The sequence below is a fragment of the Cupriavidus sp. SIMBA_020 genome, from assembly GCF_046535395.1.
GTDB lineage: Bacteria > Pseudomonadota > Gammaproteobacteria > Burkholderiales > Burkholderiaceae > Cupriavidus > Cupriavidus campinensis.
Genome location: NZ_JAWRWU010000021.1, coordinates 1 through 19,314 on the forward strand (window position 1 = coordinate 1; position 19,314 = coordinate 19,314).

General features: G+C 63.2%; 19 protein-coding genes. 15 read left to right on the forward strand and 4 right to left on the reverse strand.

Features of this window, described 5'->3' with window-relative positions:
• Positions 1-377 (forward strand): hypothetical protein (locus SB751_RS26455; RefSeq protein WP_410748717.1); only part of this gene is annotated, 377 nt, incomplete at its 5' end.
• Positions 378-641: 264 nt separating this feature from the next.
• A complete protein-coding gene (locus SB751_RS26460) occupies positions 642-1,100 on the forward strand; it encodes a hypothetical protein (RefSeq protein WP_144197750.1) in 459 nt (152 codons plus the stop codon).
• Between the two features lie 1,990 nt (positions 1,101-3,090).
• On the opposite strand, the gene SB751_RS26465 is transcribed toward SB751_RS26460, so the two are convergent.
• On the reverse strand, positions 3,091-3,441 hold the full coding sequence (locus SB751_RS26465; RefSeq protein WP_144197752.1) for a hypothetical protein: 351 nt from the start codon (positions 3,439-3,441) through the stop codon (positions 3,091-3,093).
• A gap of 219 nt (positions 3,442-3,660) precedes the next feature.
• Positions 3,661-3,876 (reverse strand): hypothetical protein, encoded by a 216-nt coding sequence (locus SB751_RS26470; protein ID WP_410748718.1) that lies wholly within the window; start codon positions 3,874-3,876, stop codon positions 3,661-3,663.
• Between the two features lie 137 nt (positions 3,877-4,013).
• On the opposite strand from SB751_RS26470, the gene SB751_RS26475 reads away from it, so the two are divergent.
• The 4 genes from SB751_RS26475 to SB751_RS26490 all read left to right on the forward strand — a co-directional run bounded on the left by SB751_RS26475 (position 4,014) and on the right by SB751_RS26490 (position 8,480).
• Entirely contained in the window at positions 4,014-4,379 is a 366-nt protein-coding gene (locus tag SB751_RS26475) for a hypothetical protein (RefSeq protein ID WP_144197753.1), read from the forward strand.
• 246 nt (positions 4,380-4,625) lie between these two features.
• Positions 4,626-6,842, forward strand: a complete 2,217-nt coding sequence (locus SB751_RS26480; RefSeq protein WP_410748719.1) for a DUF6351 family protein — start codon at positions 4,626-4,628, stop codon at positions 6,840-6,842.
• Between the two features lie 211 nt (positions 6,843-7,053).
• A complete protein-coding gene (locus SB751_RS26485; protein ID WP_410748720.1) occupies positions 7,054-8,064 on the forward strand; it encodes a PAAR domain-containing protein in 1,011 nt (336 codons plus the stop codon).
• A gap of 26 nt (positions 8,065-8,090) precedes the next feature.
• Entirely contained in the window at positions 8,091-8,480 is a 390-nt protein-coding gene (locus tag SB751_RS26490; protein WP_211943493.1) for a hypothetical protein, read from the forward strand.
• Here the strand turns inward: SB751_RS26490 and SB751_RS26495 are convergent.
• Both SB751_RS26495 and SB751_RS26500 read right to left on the reverse strand, forming a co-directional pair.
• Positions 8,461-9,456 (reverse strand): Bug family tripartite tricarboxylate transporter substrate binding protein, encoded by a 996-nt coding sequence (locus SB751_RS26495; RefSeq protein WP_144197756.1) that lies wholly within the window; start codon positions 9,454-9,456, stop codon positions 8,461-8,463. The genes SB751_RS26490 and SB751_RS26495 overlap by 20 nt on opposite strands.
• A gap of 157 nt (positions 9,457-9,613) precedes the next feature.
• Entirely contained in the window at positions 9,614-10,708 is a 1,095-nt protein-coding gene (locus tag SB751_RS26500; RefSeq protein WP_149138258.1) for a porin, read from the reverse strand.
• 496 nt (positions 10,709-11,204) lie between these two features.
• Here SB751_RS26500 and SB751_RS26505 point away from each other — a divergent pair, with 496 nt between their 5' ends.
• The 9 genes from SB751_RS26505 (at position 11,205) to SB751_RS26545 (ending at position 19,307) form a co-directional block, all read left to right on the forward strand.
• Positions 11,205-12,083: an alpha/beta hydrolase gene (locus SB751_RS26505; RefSeq protein ID WP_313819005.1), complete on the forward strand. Its 879-nt coding sequence runs from the start codon at positions 11,205-11,207 to the stop codon at positions 12,081-12,083.
• 225 nt (positions 12,084-12,308) lie between these two features.
• Entirely contained in the window at positions 12,309-12,614 is a 306-nt protein-coding gene (locus SB751_RS26510) for a recombinase-like helix-turn-helix domain-containing protein (protein WP_409558928.1), read from the forward strand.
• 27 nt (positions 12,615-12,641) lie between these two features.
• Positions 12,642-13,697, forward strand: a complete 1,056-nt coding sequence (locus SB751_RS26515; protein WP_250025560.1) for an aromatic ring-hydroxylating oxygenase subunit alpha — start codon at positions 12,642-12,644, stop codon at positions 13,695-13,697.
• The gene (locus tag SB751_RS26520; RefSeq protein WP_313819008.1) at positions 13,690-14,472 is read left to right on the forward strand and encodes an SDR family oxidoreductase; all 783 of its coding nucleotides are present in this window, start codon (positions 13,690-13,692) and stop codon (positions 14,470-14,472) included. The genes SB751_RS26515 and SB751_RS26520 overlap by 8 nt, the downstream gene beginning before the upstream one ends.
• A gap of 19 nt (positions 14,473-14,491) precedes the next feature.
• On the forward strand, positions 14,492-15,028 hold the full coding sequence (locus tag SB751_RS26525) for a cupin domain-containing protein (RefSeq protein WP_144197762.1): 537 nt from the start codon (positions 14,492-14,494) through the stop codon (positions 15,026-15,028).
• Positions 15,029-15,059: 31 nt separating this feature from the next.
• Entirely contained in the window at positions 15,060-15,899 is an 840-nt protein-coding gene (locus tag SB751_RS26530) for an IclR family transcriptional regulator (protein WP_144197763.1), read from the forward strand.
• A 22-nt stretch (positions 15,900-15,921) separates the two neighbouring features.
• The gene (locus SB751_RS26535) at positions 15,922-16,725 is read left to right on the forward strand and encodes an SDR family oxidoreductase (RefSeq protein WP_410748721.1); all 804 of its coding nucleotides are present in this window, start codon (positions 15,922-15,924) and stop codon (positions 16,723-16,725) included.
• Positions 16,718-18,481 (forward strand): thiamine pyrophosphate-binding protein, encoded by a 1,764-nt coding sequence (locus SB751_RS26540; RefSeq protein ID WP_410748722.1) that lies wholly within the window; start codon positions 16,718-16,720, stop codon positions 18,479-18,481. Before SB751_RS26535 ends, SB751_RS26540 begins: the two co-directional genes overlap by 8 nt.
• Positions 18,482-18,500: 19 nt before the next feature.
• On the forward strand, positions 18,501-19,307 hold the full coding sequence (locus SB751_RS26545) for an aspartate dehydrogenase (protein WP_144197766.1): 807 nt from the start codon (positions 18,501-18,503) through the stop codon (positions 19,305-19,307).
• Positions 19,308-19,314: the final 7 nt, after the last annotated feature.

Sequence of the window (19,314 nt, forward strand, 5' to 3'; positions counted from 1 at the left end):
TCGACATCGACATCGACATCGACATCGACATCGACATCGACATCGACATCGACATCGACATCGACATCGACATCGACTACGGCAGTCGCAACTGCAATCGCGACGCTGACCCGGCAACAGCAGTGACTGATCAAGGGCAATCCGGCGGGAACAACGCGGAGCGCGATACGGACGTTACGGTAACGATCACCAACGCCGAAGGCCAGACGGCGCGTACCGGCAAGACTGCGGAAGAGATCATTGCCAGCCTGAACCGAAATACGGAGAACGCCACCCAGAGCGTCGGCAAGATCTTCGACGCGGAGAAGACCAAGGTTTTTGGCAGAGTATTCGTTGAGGAGACTATCGCGTCGGAGCGGGATCAGTCGGTAATATGAAACAATGTTTGACCGGCGATGGTTTTGGAGCAAAGTTAAACGAATCAATTCGGAAGACTACGAAGATCTATGACGGTCAAAGTGTCTACAGAGTGACGGATGACGTTGGGCCGTATCTGAAGAAAGGCGATCAGGTGTATCTCGATGGCGACCACAAAAATCATCTGAAGTCCTCGATATAAACGGAAAGTCCACGTACGTGATGAATTTGGATGGAGCGCTGAATGCGGAGAAAACGCAAGCTGCTATAGGAAGGACATCGAAATGATAGAAATTTTTGGAAAAATTAGAGACTCGTTGTGGAATTTCGCTAGTGCAAGGGGATTGTCTCCACAGAAAATCGATGATGATTTCAATTTGAACTATTCGAGAGATAATGATCAGCGTTTTGCAAGTGACGTAGTCAGCTTGTCTGAACTGATGCGTGTATATGACGAAGCAATGGTGGAGGGAGACCTTTTAACGGCAAGGTGCGCCCTTGTGGAGGCGCAGATATTTGCTCATAACTTGAGTAACTTCTTCTGGGACATCAAAGAGGACCTGGCAAAGGTGGCTAGTGAAAAGATCGAGGGTCGTGCCGATGATCGCTGGGAATGGCCTCCTCTTCCGCAGCGATATTCTTACCCTGGCAGGTATCAGTTCCGCGACGGAAAGCGGGTCGTGGAGATTTTCGGGAGTAAGGAAGTGTGGAATGAATCGCGGCAGCAATGGGAAAGTATTTAGAGGAAGTTCGTAGCTAATTAAACTTTAGAAGTCAAAGCAGATGAACGTCGTGCCGCCGGTGGCAAAAACACCTCTCGGGGGCGGGCAATGCTGCAGAATTCGAGGATAAAATAGATTAAACATGGGTCATTGTAAATGTTTCGCCACAATCATCGCAACTATGAAGACCCAATACCCCTAAGCCTAAGGCAGGCGGAAGATCTGTTGAATTCTGACAATCAAGCCGATGCGGCTCGTGCCTGCGTAAGCCTTGCAATGTACGAAACAGATGTTGAGCGTGTTGTGCAAGTGCTTCGCGATGTCGCGCTGGATATGCGCAGGGAAGTTTCTCTGCGGGCGCTGGCGATAACCTGTTTTGGGCACTTAGTCCGCCGATCTCCGGGCGTGGGCCTCACTGCGATATGCGAAACACTCCAATCGTTGATGGCAGAGACAGCGTTATTTGGAGCGATAGATGACGCTATGGACGATATAAAGATATTTTCCGCTAAGAGTGGGTAAATTTACGAGTCTATTTTTATCAAAGAAATTGGCATAGATGCTATAAAGAACCGGGTAAATGATAGGTGGAATGGAGTTTTCCGAAAATGAAGATATCAGGTCTCAAGAATGGGAATGTTAGTCCAATGTTTCGGGCAATCTTCATTGTTGGCGGAATTGCTATTGGGTGTTCGGGACTTTACTTTGAATGCCTCCCAAGATTTTTGCGAGCCATCATGTTTGTAGCGGGGTTCTTTTTAATGATTATTGGAGGTGTTAGCTCCCGGGCAGGGTTGCTAGGAATTCGTCCTTTTGAAAAGTCGGCGTGGAGGCGTGCAAAGGAGACATATAAGGAGCGCGGTGATGAGTAGGGTGTGAAACATGCGATGTGTAATAAAATTATTTAGCAGCGTGCCGTCGTTCCCGGTATTGCTCGTTGCTCATATTTCTATGTTGCACAGAAATTTTCATTGCGATGTCTGCGTTGTTGTCTCTATTGGTTTGGTATAAAGGCGGGCGTCTAGGGGATTTATTTGATTTCGTGCCAATCGTCATGAAATTATCGATGAACGTATCGTTATCATCGTTCATTCATATGATTATCAGAAGATGGCAGAATTACTGTGCGACGAACGAGTAATTCGTATGCGGCGGCGATCGGAAGATGGATATATACGGTTCGTTCTGTCGCAGTTTCCTCAAAGCCTTGAGCGCACCTCTAAGGCGCCTCTGGCTGATATCGCCTGACATGCATCCCAAATCCTTTCCCCTTGCGGTGGCGGCCTCGTTCCCGGGTGGCATCGCCTTTTCTGTGCTCCCTGCTCACGCTCACGTCGTCCCGCGCCCGGCCAATCCGCCGCCCTAACCAACGCCGAGCAAGACCAATCCAGACTCCACCAACAAGAAGCCCGAGAGCGCGCTGCCACGGTGCAGGCGCCGGCCCGGCGCGCCGAAGCTATTGCCGCAGCGGAGTCACCGACGCTGCCCGTGGAGTCGAAAGGGCGACAGGTTTCGTTAATTGTTTTCGATAAAGCGACTGGTGACATATATCAAGGACACGCAAGGCAGGGCCTGCAATCAATGAATTTAGCGAGACTGTAAAAGGAATCTCTGCAATGGATAGAACAAAGGATCCCGTAATTCAGCGTGGAGTCGTGTATATGAAGAAAAATATGATAAGTAGGCTGTATAAGGATGGAAACCTCACTGGAGCTAGTCAAGCAATCTTCATTGTTCTCGGTACGATACTATTGTTTGGCTGATTAGTAATTGAGATCGATTCGAAATATATCGTGTCGGCGATGATATTCATTGGATTTTTTCTTTTATCCGTCGGTGGATTTTAGGCTAGAGCTCAATTAACTGGGCTCCGAGTGTTTGGGAAGTCGGACTGGCGTAGGGCAAAGGAGACGTACAAAGATGGTGATGATGATTCGTTGATTTGAATTGCGCAGGGTGGTTGTCCCTGAATTTGGTCTTGGGGTTGAGGCGAAAGTAAATCTGATCGCATTTAAATATAAAGGCCGACAATGATTAATAAAGAAGTTGAAAATTCGGTCGTGTCGTTTAATAAACTAAGGCGAAGATTGATCATTCTCGTTGGATTTGTCCTTTTTTCTGGCATTACTTCCAGCGTGCTGATATAAAGTAAAATCGTCGGAAATGTAATATTCTTTCTTGCTGTGTTGGTAGTAGTTTGGTTTATGTATTTTAAGTATCGCTGTCCAAAATGTGGCGAGGTAATTATGAATCCAACCGGCCCTGGCGTCGCGATTTTCCCCGACTGTTGTGCGTCGTGCGGGGAGCGCTTGAGGAAAAGCGTGTGAGCAAAATCGTTTGTCGACGGCTTTTCTTTGCTCATTAAGAGCTGTATATGAATAGTCTCACCGAAAAGCGCCGGAATTCGTTGCTGGCCCCCAGCATGGCTGGACCACTACACGGGTCATTCATGAGGTCTGGCTCGCGCCAGGCGCGGGGCCGGTCAAGTTGACCGCCGCCCCGTTGCTGGGCGTGGAGACCATTTCGGCGGAGACGTCCGGCGTCGTGGCCATTAACTGACGGCTGGAAGAAGCCTCCGGCCCTAGCGCTGGCTGGCTTCCCGCAGCACCTCCGCCAACTTCCCCCGCACCAGTCCAAGCAGGCAGTAGGCGTTATATGACGGCTCGGACGTCTCGCTCTGCTTCTCCAGTAGTTCCAGCACCCCGTCGAGGCCGGCCAGGACGGCCTCGGCGTTGGCCGCGCGGGTCGATGGACCGGGTGTCGCCTCGGCGGGCGAAGGCAGTTTAGATTCGGGCATACGCGTCCTTGATCTCGGGTAGGTCGTTCAGTCGGATCAGTCTTCCTCATCCCACCCTCGCCAGTCCATGAGAGGATTCGCATTCTGTGGATCCCGGCACCTATACTCGACTGGCGCCCCAGAAGACAAGGCAAGCCATGACCCTGCCACCTCCCGCCCAGCAAGACGCCGCGTCCACCCCGCCCCAACCTCCCACGCCGCAAGTCGTTCCTTCCGGATTCCGGCAAGGCATCATCACGGCGATTACAGTCCTGCTTGGCTTCTCGCTGGCATTTTGGAAATTCTGGGGGCTCGAGACACCTGGGCGATGGGGCACGCTTGCGATCCTCGCCGCTGCCGCACTGCTGATCGCCGTGGCGCTGCAGATCGTCGCGCTATTTCGCGCGCTGCGGATCGAGGATGATGCCGTCGCTGAATATCGGCAGACGGTGCGCTGGTTTATCGGTTCGGCCGTGGCGTTGCTCGTCGGGTTGGCTGTCGCGATGGTGGACGCCGCGTTGTAAAAGCCAGCGTCCAAAACTTCAACGCGCGCAGGAAATCCACCCCGCATCGCACCACGTTTCTTGGCGTTCTTACACGCCACGCCTTAAGGCGATGAACCGCACATCACAGACGCGCGCAGTTCTTTCAAGGCATCGTTGCGAATTTGCACGCGCGTTGTAAAGCCGATGACCGCCTCCTAAGCTGGCCTCAGGCAGCTGATCCATGACAGGCCTGTCTGAAAACATTAAAAACATTAGGAGACTCCCATGAAATCCATCAGGAGAATGCTCGGCGTCGCGCTCGCCGGCATTATGCTAATCGGCCTTTCGTCGTGCGGCGGAGGCGGAGACGATGACCCGGGCATCGCGCCAACCGTCCAGCTGCTTTCGTCGCAACCCGATTATGTGACCGGCGGCAATGCGCTGATCGACATCGGCGTGCCTTCCACGGTCAACAACGATCGCCCCCTCAAGGTCTCGCTGAACGGCAATGACGTCAGCGCCCAGTTCAAGACCAGTCCCACCGATTCCTCCCACCAGCAAGCTGTGCTGACCGGGCTCGTCAATGGCACGAATTCCGTGACGGCCAGTGTGGGCAAGGCTTCCAAGACCATCACGATGACCAACTACCCGATCACTGGTCCGGTGATCTCGGGTCCCTTCCAGACGCCGTTCGTCTGCCAGACCAGCACGTTCGCGCTGCCGGACGGCTCCACGCTCGGCGCGCCGCTCGACGAGAACTGCAGCGTGGCCACGCGCGTGACCTATCTCTACCAGTCCACGCAGGGCGGGGCGCTGAAGCCGATGACCGACACCTCGACACGCCCGGCTGACGTGGCAACGGTCACCACGCTCAGCGGCACCCAGGCGCCCTTCATCGTGCGCGTGGAAACGGGTACCGTAGACCGCGGCATCTACCAGAACGCCGTCCTGCATGATCCGACGACCGAATCCGCACCCACGCCGACTTCTCCGCCCAAGGCCTGGAACCGGCGCCTCATCGCCGTGGAAGGCTTCGGCTGCCCCGGCGGCTGGTATATCCAGGGCGGGGCGATCGGCAACATCCAGAGCGCAGGCTTCGACTTCAGCCTGCTCAACACGCAGCGGCTGGCCGAGGGCTATGCAACGTTCGCCAACACGCTCCAGCATGCGTCGAACAACTGCAACGCGGTGCTGGCCAGCGAGGCGGCAATGATGTCGAAGGAAGCCACGATAGAACGCTTCGGCGTGCCGGTGTTCACGGTGAGCGCGGGTTGCTCGGGCGGCTCCTATGGCAGCACGCAGCCGGCAGACCGCATTCCAGGGCTGTTCGATGGCGTGCTGATCTCGTGCACCTTTCCCGACCCGCTCTCGATTGCCTTCGCAGGGTCTGACGGGCACCTGATCACGCACTACATCACGCTGTTTCCATCGGCGCTGACTGATGCGCAGATCGCGGCGGTCACCGGGTACAAGAGCCGCAAGGCCTTCGAGGATGCCGCCAATCAGGCTGGCCGTACCGATCCGGTGCCGGCGCGCGTGGACTACGCGGGCTACAACTCCGGCGTCTTCAACAGCGTGGTGCCAACGTCGGTGCGCTATGACCCGGTCAACAACAAGACCGGCGTGCGCCCCACGGTCTACGATGCCGCGAAGAACATCTACGGCGTCGACAAGGCCACCGGCTTCGCGCTCAGGCCCTACGACAACGTGGGCGTGCAGTACGGCCTCGCGGCGTTGAACAGCGGGGCGATCACCACCACGCAGTTCCTGGACCTGAACGAGAACGTCGGCGGCTATGACCAGGATGCCAACTATGTGGCCAATCGCACCGAGGGTGACCCCGGCGCCATCCTGCGCGCGCAGCAGAGCGGCCTGCAGATCGGCACCAATGGCGGGCTGGCGGCCATCCCCGTGTTCGACGTGACGGGCATCTATAACGACGACTCGGGCTACCACTACCAGTACTTCCACTTCGCCCTGCGCGAGCGGATGGTGGCGGCCAACGGCGACAGCAACAACCACGTGATGTGGCGCGGCAATCCTGTACCGGCCGATACGGCGTGGAACACCTTCATCCAATGGGTGGCGGCCTATAAGGCCGATGTGACGACCACCGCGCAGAAGGACAAGGTGGTCACCCACAAGCCGGCCACGGCGGTGGATGGTTGCTGGAGCGACGCCGCGACCTTCGTCAACGAGCGCCAGACGCTGAGTGCCATCGGCAACACCACCTGCAACGGGCTGTTCCCCTCGTGGACGGCCACGCGCATCGCAGCGGGCGGGCCCGTAGCGGGCAACATCATCAAGTGCACGCTGAAGCCGATTGCGGCGTCTGACTACACGGTGATGTTCTCGGGCGCAGAGATGACGCGTCTGCAGACCATCTTCCCCAACGGTGTGTGCGACTGGACGAAGCCGGGCGTCAACCAGTCCGGCGTGGTCCCGAACGGATCGTTCGGCCCATCGCCAGTGAACGTTGTGTTTGATATCACCAAGTCCTAGAAGCGGGTACCAGGCGGAACTGGGGCGGGCCGGCCGGAGAGCCGATACCCGCCCCGCTTCAATTCTGAGCCGGTCGGACCCTTCCTATTTCCCCTCAGATCCGCACCGAAAGCAGCGCATCTCGCCGCATCCTTTCCTTGATTTGCGCCAAAGATTTCTTCCTCGAACAGGGCGAAGGTGCCAGCCATCGTCTGGATAAGGAGGAAGGGTCATGCAGGATTTGCGCTGTGTACTGTTGAACGGCAACGCCACCACGACAGGTGGCGTACTGATAGCGCTCAACACGTACACGATTCACCACGGCGTCAATGTTGGCGTGGAAGGCGACCATGCGACCTGCCCGGCGTGCAAGGTGGGCGGGCCGGTGTACAACGACTGCGATCCGAGATATTCGCTGCATGGGAAGCAGATTCTGGTGTCGGGCGCGCGCGTGTTGTGCAAGTGCAAGGAGCACCCGCGCGTGCTGCCGTCGCAGCATATCTTTTCGATCGAAGTAGACCGGTCGCCAGAGCAGGAGGAGGAAGCCGCGGTAGCCGCCACGCCGAATCCCGGTGTAACGCACTTGGCTGCGGAAAAACCGTCGACGAACGAATACCTTCTGCGGCCGCGCGGGACGTTGTACTGGGGCGGAGCTGGGCTCGACGGAGACTACGTGCGGCCACAACTGGAGGCGTTCCGGAAGGCGGGGATCGAGCACTGTTTCGCCGGCTTGACGAACTCGGCGACAGCGGATTTGCCAGAGGGAACGGCGCCGGTTGGCATGATCCTGGACGCGATCAGATCCGGATTCAGTGTGCGCTATCGCGACGATGGCGAGTGGACGATTACGAGCGGAATGGTGCCTGAGGCGCCTCAGTTCAACCTTGTCGGCTACAGCTATGGCTCATTGCTCGCTGCGCAGACCGCGTGGTCATATGCGCGAGGAGGGCACGTGATAGACCATCTCGTCTTAATCGCGTCACCGATCGATGTCGAATTCCTGTCGGACCTCCTTGCGCACCCGAACATCAGAAAGGTCGTGACGATCGATCTCGGGAGGCACGGTGACCCGATCTACGCGGGCATGCCTTGGGGTGAATTGATTGCCACTTCACCTGTTCTTGCAAAGCAGTTCATTGCCAATAAAGGGGAAGGCCACTTTTACTACGCGCATGTGATGGATGACAGCCCACGCCGCTGGACGGAGTTGGCAAAGCGACTGCGCCAAGAGGGGCTGCGATGAGGCCGAAAGCTGTGCTCCTGAGGGTTATGCAAGGGATCGCCGTGCTGTTTGCCCTGGACGGCATGATCTATTGCATCGCATTGATGCTGACACCGTTCAAGCGCAACGATCTGTACGTCGGACCTGCCGCCGCCTACTTCGCCATTGCCGCGTTCTTCGGACTCTTGCTTATCCTTGCCGGGCTGGTGGTGCTCGTGATCGCTTTCCTGAGGCGCCATGTTTATCGATGGCGAATGGTGGGGATGTTACTAGCCGGCATGCTCTTCTTGGTGATGTCGTACGCCGTCTCCGTGTTCTGGATTCGGGATCAGCTCAAACAAAAAAACCCCGGCAGCAATGCCGGGGTGGCCAGTACTACCGGTGTTTTCGGCGCCGGCACCTTCAAGATTCAGACGCCTAATCGGCCTGGATGTTGAATTCCTTCACGAGCTTGGTGTAGCGGGCGGTGTCCGCCGCAATCAGCTTCTGGAGCACGGCCGGCTCGCCGCCGACCGGTGTGACGGCGATGGTCGCCATCCTGGCGATGACGTCGGGCTGCTTCAGGATCTCGTTCACATGGCTGTTCAGCGTGCGGACGATCTCGGGCGGCAGGTTCTTCGGGCCCAGCATCGCCTGCCACGCGCCAATCTCCACGTCCTTGTAGCCCAGCTCGCCCAGCGTCGGCACGTTCGGCGCGAACGGGGAGCGCTTGGTGTCGGCCACGGCCAGCGGCACCAGGCTGCCGTTGCCGACGTATTGCGCCACGGCGCCGTAGGTCACGTAGGTCATCGGCACCTGTCCGCCCAGCACATCGACGATGGCGGGCGCCGTGCCACGGTACGGCACCTGCGCGATCTTCACGCTGGCCGACTTGTTGAACATCTCGCCCATGATATGCATCGGCGAGCCATTGCCCGGCGTGGCATACGTCTCCAGCTTGCCGGCCTTGGCGCGCGCCACGAGGTCGCTCATCTTGGTGATGCCGGTGGTCTTGGCCACCACCACGAACAGCGATTGCGTGCCGAGCTGGATGATCGGCGTGAAGTCGTTCTGCACGTCGTAGGTGGCGCCGGTGCCGGACTTCAGCACCAGGGGGGCGATCGACAGCGTGTTGGGCGCCAACAGCAGGGTGTAGCCGTCGGCGGCGGCGCGCGCCACGTAGGCGCTGCCGATGGTGCCGGCGGCGCCGGTGCGGTTTTCCACCACCACCGACTGCTTCAGCCGCGCGCCGAGCTTGTCGGCCATCAGGCGGGCGAGCACGTCCACGTCGCCGCCGGCGGGGTAGGCCACCACGATGGTGATCGGCTTGTTGGGGTAGCTGCCCTGGGCCATCGCGGGCAGGGCGGAGAGCAGGGCGGCAGCGCCGAAGGCCGCACCCATGGCGGCGAGTACGTTGCGGCGGACAGTCTTCATGATCGAAACACCTCTTGTCAGGGTTCGCGCCCGATGCGGGGGCATCTCTGCGCGAAGGAGTGGGGAAACGGTGCTGTGCCGGATTTCCCATCGGGCTTGTGGCGAGCGGCGCCTAGGCAGAGGACACGCTGCCCGGCGCCGCATGCGTCCGCCGCTATTAGAAGATGTGCTTGATGCCGAGCATGGCGCCAAACTGCTGGCCGCCCGGCTTCGTGTTGGCGCCGGCCTGCGCGCCGCTGACGGACAACGTCAGGTTGCCGTCGTTGTTGATGAAACCGGCGGTCGCATAGACGGCCGTGCGCTTGCTGAAGTTGTACATGCCGCGGATGGCGTACAGCATCGACTTGTTATCGCTGCTGTTGTAGTTCAGATAGTAGACCTGGCCAGCCAGCGTGAACGCGGGCGTGATGTCGTACGCGGCGCCGATGTAGTACAGCGCCGAGATCGGCGTGGCGCTGCCCTGGTTTTCGCGGCGGATCACGCCGGCGCCGATCTTGGTGCGATCGAGCAGCACGTAACCGGCCAGCGAGGCACGGTCGTCACGGAAGCTGCTGCTGGTCAGGCCGGCGAAGGCGCCCGGGCCGCCGCGCTGGGAGTCATACGCGGCGGTAATGCCCCAGGTCTTCTGGTCCCAGCCGATCATGGCGGACCACTCGCGGCACTGCGACTTGTCCGCCGGATTCTCGCCAGCGCAGTTCGTGCCGGCCGGGCTTGGGCCGGCGTTGGCCACGTCGCGGCCAAAGCTGTACGTGCCGCCCACGGTCAGGCCGCCGAAGGTGCCCTTGTACGCGATGGCGTTGTCGGCGCGCGTGTTCGGGATGTAGCTGTCCATCGAACCGGAGCCGAACGCGTTCGGCCCGAGGATGTCCGGGTCGAGCACGGCCCAGAACAGCATGGTGTACTGGCGGCCGAACGAGACCTGGCCCCATTTGCCGCTCAGGCCGACCAGCGCCTGGCGCCCGAACAGGCGCCCGCCCTGGTTGGCGGTGCCCGAATCCGGCGCGAAGCCGGACTCCAGCACGAAGACGCTCTTCAGGCCGCCGCCGAGATCCTCGGTGCCGCGCAGGCCCCAGCGGGACGGTACGGTGCCGGTCAGCGTGTTCATGCGAGCCACGCTATTGCCGGCCGCGCCGACGTTGTTGACGAACTCGACGCCGGTGTCTACCACGCCATACAGTGTGACGGACGATTGCGCCGAGGCCAGCAGGGGCGCTGCGGCCAGCAGGCCTGCCGCGTACTTTCCGATCTTCATCTACCGTTTCCTTCTTTAGTTTTCGTGGGCTCGTCTGCGTTTCCGTCCGGCCGGGCAATGATGGGGACCGATCCGTCTGTTCGTTTCATTAGTAAAACAATGAACTACATAGGAAACGTTCAGCGAAATATAGACAGGAGAGCCTGCGGCGTAGATCAGGGGGAACCCTAGTGAGGCCACATGGCGACGCCGCGGCATGGCGCCGATGCCACAAAGCCCTGGAATCGTTGTGGTGCGCGGCTTCCACGGCGGCGCACCGCCTTTGCGAAAGTGGCAGCGCGGGCGAAGTCAGTCCTCGCTCGGCAAAGCCATGCAGAAAGCCGCTTTCGGGTGAAATCCGCCGATGCCCCGTTGCGGGGCATGCCGAGGCCGTGCGGACCTTGCGTGATGGCGGCGCGCCTGGCGTGGATTTCTTCTACTTGTTTACCCTGATCCCGCACGTCCCGGAACCCGGCCTATAGTCGAGGAGTTTTATTCATAAATACAGGTTTCACATATGGAACAAAACGCGCCCCATCGAGCACTTGACCCGGGCGCCGACCTCCTGGCGGCACTGGACAACCATTTCGCGGCGCGCACCGTGATGGTCGATGCGCAGGGCACACGCGTGTCTTGCCGGGTCGGCGGCGCGCGCGGTCCGGTGATCGTGCTGCTGCACGGCATCAGTTCCGGCGCGGCGTCCTGGCTGCCTTGCGCGAGCCTGCTCGCCGCCGGGGCGCGGGTCATTGCGTGGGACGCGCCCGGTTACGGCGATTCCACCCCGTTGCCGATGTCCGCGCCCACCGCCCAGGACTACGCCGCACGGCTGGAGCAACTGCTGGCTGCGCTCCAGGTGAGCCCGGACCTGATCGTCGGCCATTCGCTCGGCGCGCTGATGGCCGCCGGCTACGCCGCCCATGCCGCATCAGACATGCAACCGGCCGGCTTCCTCCTGTTGAGTCCCGCGCTCGGCTATGGCGCGCCGGGCAACGAGACCAAGTCGCGCGAGGTATCGGCCCAGCGGCTTGAAGCGCTCGACACCCTTGGCGTCGATGGTCTCGCCCAGCGCGGCCCCACCCGCCTGCTCAGCCCGGCGGCCACGCCCGATGCCCAGGCCTGGGTGCGCTGGAACATGCGCCGCCTGCATCCGGACGGCTATCGCCAGGCCGTGGCACTGCTCTGTGGCGATGACATCGACGAATACCTCGCTGACGCCTCGCGCCCCATGCACGTTGGCTGTGGCGCCCAGGACGTGGTGACCACGCCGGCCGCCTCGTCCGCGCTGGCCGGGCGATTCCAGTTTCCGTTCCACCTGATCGCCGACGCCGGCCACGCCTGCTACATCGAGCAGCCCCAGGCCGTCGCCCAACGGGTTTGCGCCACGCTGCACGACTGAGGCAAGGGTTTCAGGACCGATAGCAGCCGGCTACCGGTCACTTCTCCGCCACGATCTGGCGATTCAAGGGGTTAACCCTAGTCAATTTTTGAAGCGTCGTTGTCTATAGTCGTACCTGTGTTCAATATTTAAACTCGTGTTTCACAGGTAAAACAAACTAGCCTGAGGATGCGAGCGCGGTTGAACCCGCCGTCCCCAACAAAGCAAGCCATGGAGCAAAGCGCAATGGAAAGCCTCTCGTATAACCCGAACCTGGTGCCGTGGGAGCGCCCCGCGCCGAACAACGTAGCGGGCAAGGGCCATATCGAGCAGCCGGGCAAGGTTGCCAACATCGTCTGGCAGACCCGTGCGGCGGCACCCACCGCGTACGAGAACGCGCTCGCCGATGCCCTGGAGGCTGCGTTCGAGGGCGGCGCCAAGAACCCGGGCGACATCGTCCGCGCGTTCAACCGCACGAATTTCCTGGCCGCCGATGGCCAGCCGTGGACCGAGACTGCGTTCCTCGCCGAAATGCGCCGCCTGGGCGCCTGACTCCGGAACCCCAAGCGAGAGAAAGACATGGAATCGAACAAGCAAGCACGTGCCGAAGCGCGCCTGAACAGCGGCCTGCGCAACTACTGGTATCCGGTGGCGGCGTCGTGGCAGGTCACCCACGCCCCCATCGGCATTACCCGCCTGGGCCAGAACATCGTCGTGTGGCGTGACAACGCCGGCGCGCTGCACGCGCTCGAAGACCGTTGCCCGCACCGTGGCGCACGCCTGTCGATGGGCTGGAACCTCGGTGACCGCGTGGCCTGCTGGTACCACGGCGTGGAGGTGGGCGGCGACGGCCAGGTCAAGAGCGTGCCGGCCGTGGAGAGCTGCCCGCTGGAAGGCCGCACCTGCGTGCGCAGCTACCCGGTGCAGGAGCAGGCCGGCGCGATCTTCCTGTGGTTCGGCGACAGCGCCCCGGCCGAAGCCGACGCCCTGCGCCTGCCCGAGGAACTGGTCAGCGACGAGCACAGCAACTTCCTCTGCGTGGCCCATTGGGACTGCAACTACCGCTACGCGATCGACAACGTCATGGACCCGATGCACGGCGCCTACCTGCACGCCGTCTCGCACTCGATGGCCAGCGGCGAGAAGTCGGCCGTCATGCAGATCCGCGAGACCGACAGCGGCCTGATCTTCGAGAAGACCGGCCAGCGCGGCGTGAATTTCGACTGGGTGGAATTCGGCGAGACCGGCACGCTCTGGCTGCGCCTGTCCATCCCCTATCGTGACAAGGTCGGCCCCGGCGGCCCGTTCGGCATCGTCGGCATGGCTACGCCGGTGGACGAGGACCACTGCCTGGTGTTCTTCTGGCGCACCCGCCACGTGCAGGGCTGGGAGCGCGACGTGTGGCGCTTCCTGTATCGCAACCGTCTGGAAGGGCTGCACTGGGACGTCCTCGAGCAAGACCGCGTGGTGCTGGAGTCGATGGCGCCGAACGCGCGCGACCACGAGATGCTGTACCAGCACGACGCCGGCATTACCCGCGTCCGCCGCCTGCTGAAGCGCCGCGCCGATGCCGAAGTGGCCAACGAACCGGTGGCGATGCTGCAACCGGCAGGCGGAGTCCCCAGCCATGCGTGACGCCGAAGTTGGCAACCCGACGGCCAACCTCCTTGCCGGCCGCAAGGTCCTGGTGACCGGCGCCGCGCGCGGCCTCGGCCTGGCCTTCGCCACCGCGATTGCCGAAGCCGGCGGCGCCGTGGCGATGGCCGACATCCTCGCCGATCGTGTGCAGGAATCGGCCGCCGCCCTGCAGGCGCGCGGCTTCCACGCCGTGCCGCTGACGCTGGATCTCAACGACCCGGCCTCGGTACAGGCCTGCGCTACCGCCGCCGTGGCAGCGCTCGGCGGGCTCGACGGCCTGGTCAACAACGGCGCGGTCACCGACTCGGGCGGCCGCGACCTGACCGCGCTGGACGTGGCCACCTGGGACCGCGTGATGAACGTGAACGTGCGCGGCACCTGGCTGATGACCGCCGCCTGCACGCCCGCGCTGCGCGCCAGCGGCCGGGGCGCCGTGGTCAACCTGGCCTCGGACACCCCGCTGTGGGGCGCGCCCAACCTGCTGGCCTACGTGGCCAGCAAGAGCGCCATCATCGGCATGACCCGCTCGCTGGCCCGTGAACTGGGCGATGCGCAGGTCACGGTCAACGCCGTGGCGCCGGGCCTCACGCTGGTGGAAGCCACCGAATACGTGCCGCAGCACCGCCACGACCTGTACCGCAACCAGCGCGCGCTCCAGCGCGAGCAAGTCCCCGACGATGTCTGCGGCGCCGTGCTGTTCGCGCTGTCCGGCCTCTCCCGCTTCGTCACCGGCCAGACCCTGGCCGTGAACGGCGGCTTTGTCATGCACTGAAACCAAGGAACCCGATCAAATGAGCGATATGTCCCAACAGGAAAACATCAAGCGCAGCTGGGAGCGTCCTGCCGACGCCTCGTTCGACCAGTGGATGGAGAGCCGCGTGGCGCGCTTCTCCACCCGCCGGTACGACTGGGACGCCCTGAAGTTCCAGGCCGACTACGACCCGAAGTACCGTCGCGCCCAGATGCGCTACCTCGGCACCGGCGGTACCGGCGTGGCCGCCGACACCAACACGGTGCCGTCCGAGCACTTCACGTTCTCCACGATGATCATCCCGGCCGGCCACGAAGGCCCGTCGCACCTGCACACCGATGTGGAAGAGGTCTTCTTCATCCTGCGCGGCAAGATCAAGCTGATCCTGGAGAAGGACGGCGAGCGCTTCGAGACCATCCTGACCGACCGCGACCTCGTCTCGGTGCCGCCGGGCGTGTATCGCGAGGAAATCAACATCGGCGAGGAAGACGCGCTGATGTGCGTGATGCTCGGCGCCAAGAAGCCGATCACGCCGACGTACCCACCCGAGCACCCGCTCACCCAGGTCAAGCGCTGAACCCGCGCGCCGACCGTCGACATCGCTAGCCATGAGCACCCAACCACTGCCCGCCGAGATCCAGGACCGGTACATCGTGCCCGGCCTGGAGCGTGGCCTGCGCCTGCTGGCCGAGTTCAGCGCGCGTGACCGCGTGCTGTCGGCGGCCGACCTTGCGCGCCGGCTCGACGTACCCCGCTCCACGGTGTTCCGCCTGCTGGCGACGCTGGAAGCCACGGGCTACGTGGAACGCGCCGACGGCGGCCGCGAATACCGGCTGGGCCTGGCCGTGCTCCGGCTCGGCTTCGACTACCTGGCCTCGCTTGAGCTGACCGAACTGGGCGCGCCGCTGCTGAACAAGCTGCGCGATGAAATCGAGTACCCGTGCAACCTCGTGGTGCGCGACGGGCGCTCGGTGGTCTACGTCGCCAAGTCGGCGGCGTCGCGCCCGTTCGCCAGCAACGTCAACGTGGGCACGCGCCTGCCGGTGCATGCCACCGTGCTGGGGCGCGTGCTGCTGGAAGACCTGTCGCTGGCGCAGCTGCGCGAGATCTATCCGGAGCCACAGCTGCAGATCTACTCGGACAGCACGCCGCGCACAGTGGATGCGCTGTTCGAGATGGTGCAGCAAGACCGCTCGCGCGGTTACGTACTGCACGAAGGCTTCTTTGAAGCCAGCATCTCCACCATCGCCGCGCCCGTGCGCGACCGCACCGGCAAGGTCACCGCCGCGCTGGGCGCCACGATCCCGGCGTCGCGCATCGACCCGGACCAGCTCGGGCTGATGGTGGAGCGGGTGAGGGAGTCCGCGCGCGAGCTGTCGCGGCTGCTGGATTACCGGCCGCATCGGGCCAACGGGCACGGCAAGGTCGTGTCTTTACATCGGGAATGAGCAAAAGAGGGGAGTGAGGACGATGTCCATGATTCAACTCGACGGCAAGGTAGCCGTCGTGACCGGCGGGTCCTCCGGCATCGGGCTGGCGACCGTCGAACTGTTGCTGGAAGCCGGCGCCGCCGTGGCCATGTGCGGCCGTGACGAACAGCGGCTGCGCCAGGCCGAGGCCTCGCTGCGCGCACGTTTCACCGGCTGCCGCCTCTACGCGGCCCGGTGCGACGTGCTGCAGGCCGCGCAGGTCAACGCCTTCGCCGCCGACGTGGCGCGCGAACTTGGCCCGGTGGACATGCTGGTCAACAACGCCGGCCAGGGCCGCGTGTCGACCTTCGCCAGCACCGAGGACGCGGCGTGGCTGGAGGAGCTGCAACTGAAGTTCTTCTCGGTGATCCACCCGACCCGCGCCTTCCTGCCGCAGCTGGAGCAGTCGGGGCAGGGCGCCGTGGTCTGCGTAAATTCGCTGCTCGCCACCCAGCCGGAGCCGCATATGGTGGCGACCTCGGCGGCGCGCGCCGGCGTGCACAACCTCGTGCGCTCGCTGGCCACCGAATTCGCGCCGCGCGGCGTGCGCGTGAACGGCATCCTGATCGGGCTCGTCGAGTCCGGCCAGTGGCGCCGCCGCTTCGACGTGCGCCCGGAGGAAGACCGCCACCTGGACTGGACCGCGTGGACCGCGCGTCTGGCCCGCCAGAAGAACATCCAACTGGGCCGTCTCGGCCTGCCGCAGGAAGCCGCCCGCGCCATCCTGTTCCTTGCCTCGCCGTTGTCTTCGTACACCACGGGCAGCCATATCGATATTTCCGGAGGACTCTCCCGTCATGCGTAACGAACAACAACAAGTCACCGTGGGCTGCGCCATCGCGGCCTTCCTCGAGCAGTGCGGCGTCAAGGCCGCCTTCGGCGTGATCTCGATCCACAACATGCCCATCCTCGATGCGATGGGCGAGCGCGGCAAGATCCGCTTCGTGCCGGCGCGCGGCGAAGCGGGCGGCACCAACATGGCCGATGCCTACGCCCGAACCACGGGCGGCCTGGGCGTCTGCCTGACCAGCACGGGCACCGCGGCGGGCAATGCCGCCGGCGCCATGGTCGAGGCCCTGACGGCCGGCACGCCACTGCTCCACATCACCGGCCAGATCGAAACGCCGTACCTGGACCAGAGCCTCGCCTACATCCACGAAGCCCCGGACCAGCTCACCATGCTGAAGGCCGTGTCGAAGGCCGCTTTCCGCATCCGCAGCGCCGACACCGCGCTCTCCACCATCAAGCTGGCCGTGCAGACCGCGCTGACGGCGCCGACCGGCCCGGTCAGCGTGGAGATCCCCATCGACATCCAGGCCGCGCTGATCCCGATGCCGGCGGACCTGCAGCCGCTGCCGGTGCCGCAGCACCAGCCCTCGGCCCGCGCGCTCGACGCGCTGGCCGACCAGCTGGCCAAGGCCCGCCGGCCGATGCTGTGGCTCGGCGGCGGCGCGCGCCACGCCTGCCAGCAGGTCAAGCGCCTGCTGGACATGGGGTTTGGCGTGGTCACCTCCACGCAGGGCCGTGGCATCGTGGCGGAGGACGATCCCCGCTCGCTGGGCGCCTACAACCTCCACAAGCCCATCGAGACCTTCTACCAGACGTGCGATGCGATGCTGGTGGTCGGCTCGCGCCTGCGCGGCAATGAAACCCTGAAGTACGAGCTGAAGCTGCCGCGCCCGCTGCTGCGCATCGACGCCGATCCGGCCTCGGAAGGCCGCTGCTACCAGAGCGACCACTTCGTCAGCGGCGACGCCGCGCTGGCGCTGGATGGCCTCGCCGATCGGCTTGAAGGCCGCCTGAAAGTGGACGCCGGCTTCGCCGCCGACCTGCGCCGTGCCCACGACGTGGCCGTGGGCGCGCTGGTGGACGGCCTCGGCCCGTACAGCGCGCTGGTGCAGGCGCTCCAGCAGGCGGTGGGCCGCAACTTCAACTGGGTGCGTGACGTCACGGTGTCCAACAGCACCTGGGGCAACCGCCACCTGCAGATCTTCGACTCCCGCGCCGGTGTGCACGCGCTGGGCGGCGGTATCGGCCAGGGCCTCGCCATGGGCATCGGCGCCGCCATTGGCGCGGCGGCCACGGCCTCGGGCAAGAAGACCTTCACGCTGGCCGGCGATGGCGGCTTCATCCTGAACCTGGGCGAACTCGCCACGGCGGTGCAGGAGCGTGCCGACATGGTCATCGTGCTGATGAACGACAAGGGCTACGGCGTGATCAAGAACATCCAGGACGCGCAGTACGGCGGCCGCCGCCACTACGTGGACCTGCACACGCCGGACTACGCCCAGCTCTCGAAGTCGCTCGCGTTGCGTCACCGCCGCGTGAGCAACCTCGCCGACATCGGCGCGGCGCTGGAAGAGGCCACGGTCGAGCCGGGCCCGTTCCTGCTGGAAATCGACATGCTGTCCATCGGCAGCTTCAAGACCGTGTTCGCCGGCCCGCCGGTCAACAAGCAGCAGCCGATTGCCAGCCCGACCGCCAGCCCGACCGCCAGCCCGACCGCCAGCCCCGCATCGACCCCGGCGGCAGCCGCTGCTGCTGCTGCTGCGGCGGCTTAAGCCAACCAGGAGAACGTCCATGCTGCATGTGTCCATGGTGGGTTGCGGGGCGATTGGCCGCGGCGTGCTGGAACTGCTGAAGTCGGACCCGGATGTCGTGTTCGACGTTGTGATCGTGCCGGCGGGCACGATGGACGAGGCACGCGGCGCGCTGTCGGCGCTGGCGCCCAATGTGCGCGTGGCCACCGGGCTGGCCGACGGCGACCGCCGCCCGGACCTGCTCGTGGAGTGCGCGGGCCATCGCGCGCTGGAGGAGCACATCGTGCCGGCGCTCGAGCGTGGCATTCCGTGCATGGTGGTGTCGGTCGGCGCGCTGTCCGAGCCGGGCATGGCCGAGCGCCTGGAAGCGGCGGCCCGCCGTGGCAACACGCAGGTGCAGCTGCTGTCGGGCGCCATCGGCGCCATCGACGCGCTGGCTGCCGCCCGCGTGGGCGGGCTGGACGAGGTCATCTACACCGGCCGCAAGCCGGCCCGCGCCTGGGCCGGCACGCCGGCGGCGGAGTTGTTCGACCTCGACGCCCTGACCGAAGCCACGGTGATCTTCGAAGGCACCGCGCGCGACGCCGCGCGGCTCTATCCGAAGAACGCCAATGTGGCCGCCACCGTGTCGCTGGCGGGGCTCGGCCTCGACCGCACCTCGGTCAAGCTGCTGGCCGATCCGCACGCGGAGGAGAACGTCCACCACGTGGAAGCACGCGGCGCGTTTGGCGGCTTCGAGCTGACCATGCGCGGCAAGCCCCTCGCGGCCAACCCCAAGACGTCCGCGCTGACCGTGTTCAGCGTGGTGCGCGCCCTCGGCAACCGCGCCCACGCGGTGTCGATCTGAAGTGAAT

Coding starts and splice junctions, on each gene's coding strand:
- SB751_RS26480 (WP_410748719.1), top strand. CDS start 4,626: ATGAAATCCATCAGGAGAATGCTCGGCGTCGCGCTCGCCGGCATTATG.
- SB751_RS26545 (WP_144197766.1), top strand. CDS start 18,501: ATGCTGCATGTGTCCATGGTGGGTTGCGGGGCGATTGGCCGCGGCGTG.
- SB751_RS26500 (WP_149138258.1), bottom strand. CDS start 10,708: ATGAAGATCGGAAAGTACGCGGCAGGCCTGCTGGCCGCAGCGCCCCTG.
- SB751_RS26490 (WP_211943493.1), top strand. CDS start 8,091: ATGCAAGGGATCGCCGTGCTGTTTGCCCTGGACGGCATGATCTATTGC.
- SB751_RS26540 (WP_410748722.1), top strand. CDS start 16,718: ATGCGTAACGAACAACAACAAGTCACCGTGGGCTGCGCCATCGCGGCC.
- SB751_RS26505 (WP_313819005.1), top strand. CDS start 11,205: ATGGAACAAAACGCGCCCCATCGAGCACTTGACCCGGGCGCCGACCTC.
- SB751_RS26530 (WP_144197763.1), top strand. CDS start 15,060: ATGAGCACCCAACCACTGCCCGCCGAGATCCAGGACCGGTACATCGTG.
- SB751_RS26510 (WP_409558928.1), top strand. CDS start 12,309: ATGGAAAGCCTCTCGTATAACCCGAACCTGGTGCCGTGGGAGCGCCCC.
- SB751_RS26525 (WP_144197762.1), top strand. CDS start 14,492: ATGAGCGATATGTCCCAACAGGAAAACATCAAGCGCAGCTGGGAGCGT.
- SB751_RS26520 (WP_313819008.1), top strand. CDS start 13,690: ATGCGTGACGCCGAAGTTGGCAACCCGACGGCCAACCTCCTTGCCGGC.
- SB751_RS26535 (WP_410748721.1), top strand. CDS start 15,922: ATGTCCATGATTCAACTCGACGGCAAGGTAGCCGTCGTGACCGGCGGG.
- SB751_RS26515 (WP_250025560.1), top strand. CDS start 12,642: ATGGAATCGAACAAGCAAGCACGTGCCGAAGCGCGCCTGAACAGCGGC.
- SB751_RS26495 (WP_144197756.1), bottom strand. CDS start 9,456: ATGAAGACTGTCCGCCGCAACGTACTCGCCGCCATGGGTGCGGCCTTC.
- SB751_RS26475 (WP_144197753.1), top strand. CDS start 4,014: ATGACCCTGCCACCTCCCGCCCAGCAAGACGCCGCGTCCACCCCGCCC.
- SB751_RS26470 (WP_410748718.1), bottom strand. CDS start 3,876: ATGCCCGAATCTAAACTGCCTTCGCCCGCCGAGGCGACACCCGGTCCA.
- SB751_RS26460 (WP_144197750.1), top strand. CDS start 642: ATGATAGAAATTTTTGGAAAAATTAGAGACTCGTTGTGGAATTTCGCT.
- SB751_RS26485 (WP_410748720.1), top strand. CDS start 7,054: ATGCAGGATTTGCGCTGTGTACTGTTGAACGGCAACGCCACCACGACA.
- SB751_RS26465 (WP_144197752.1), bottom strand. CDS start 3,441: ATGAGCAAAGAAAAGCCGTCGACAAACGATTTTGCTCACACGCTTTTC.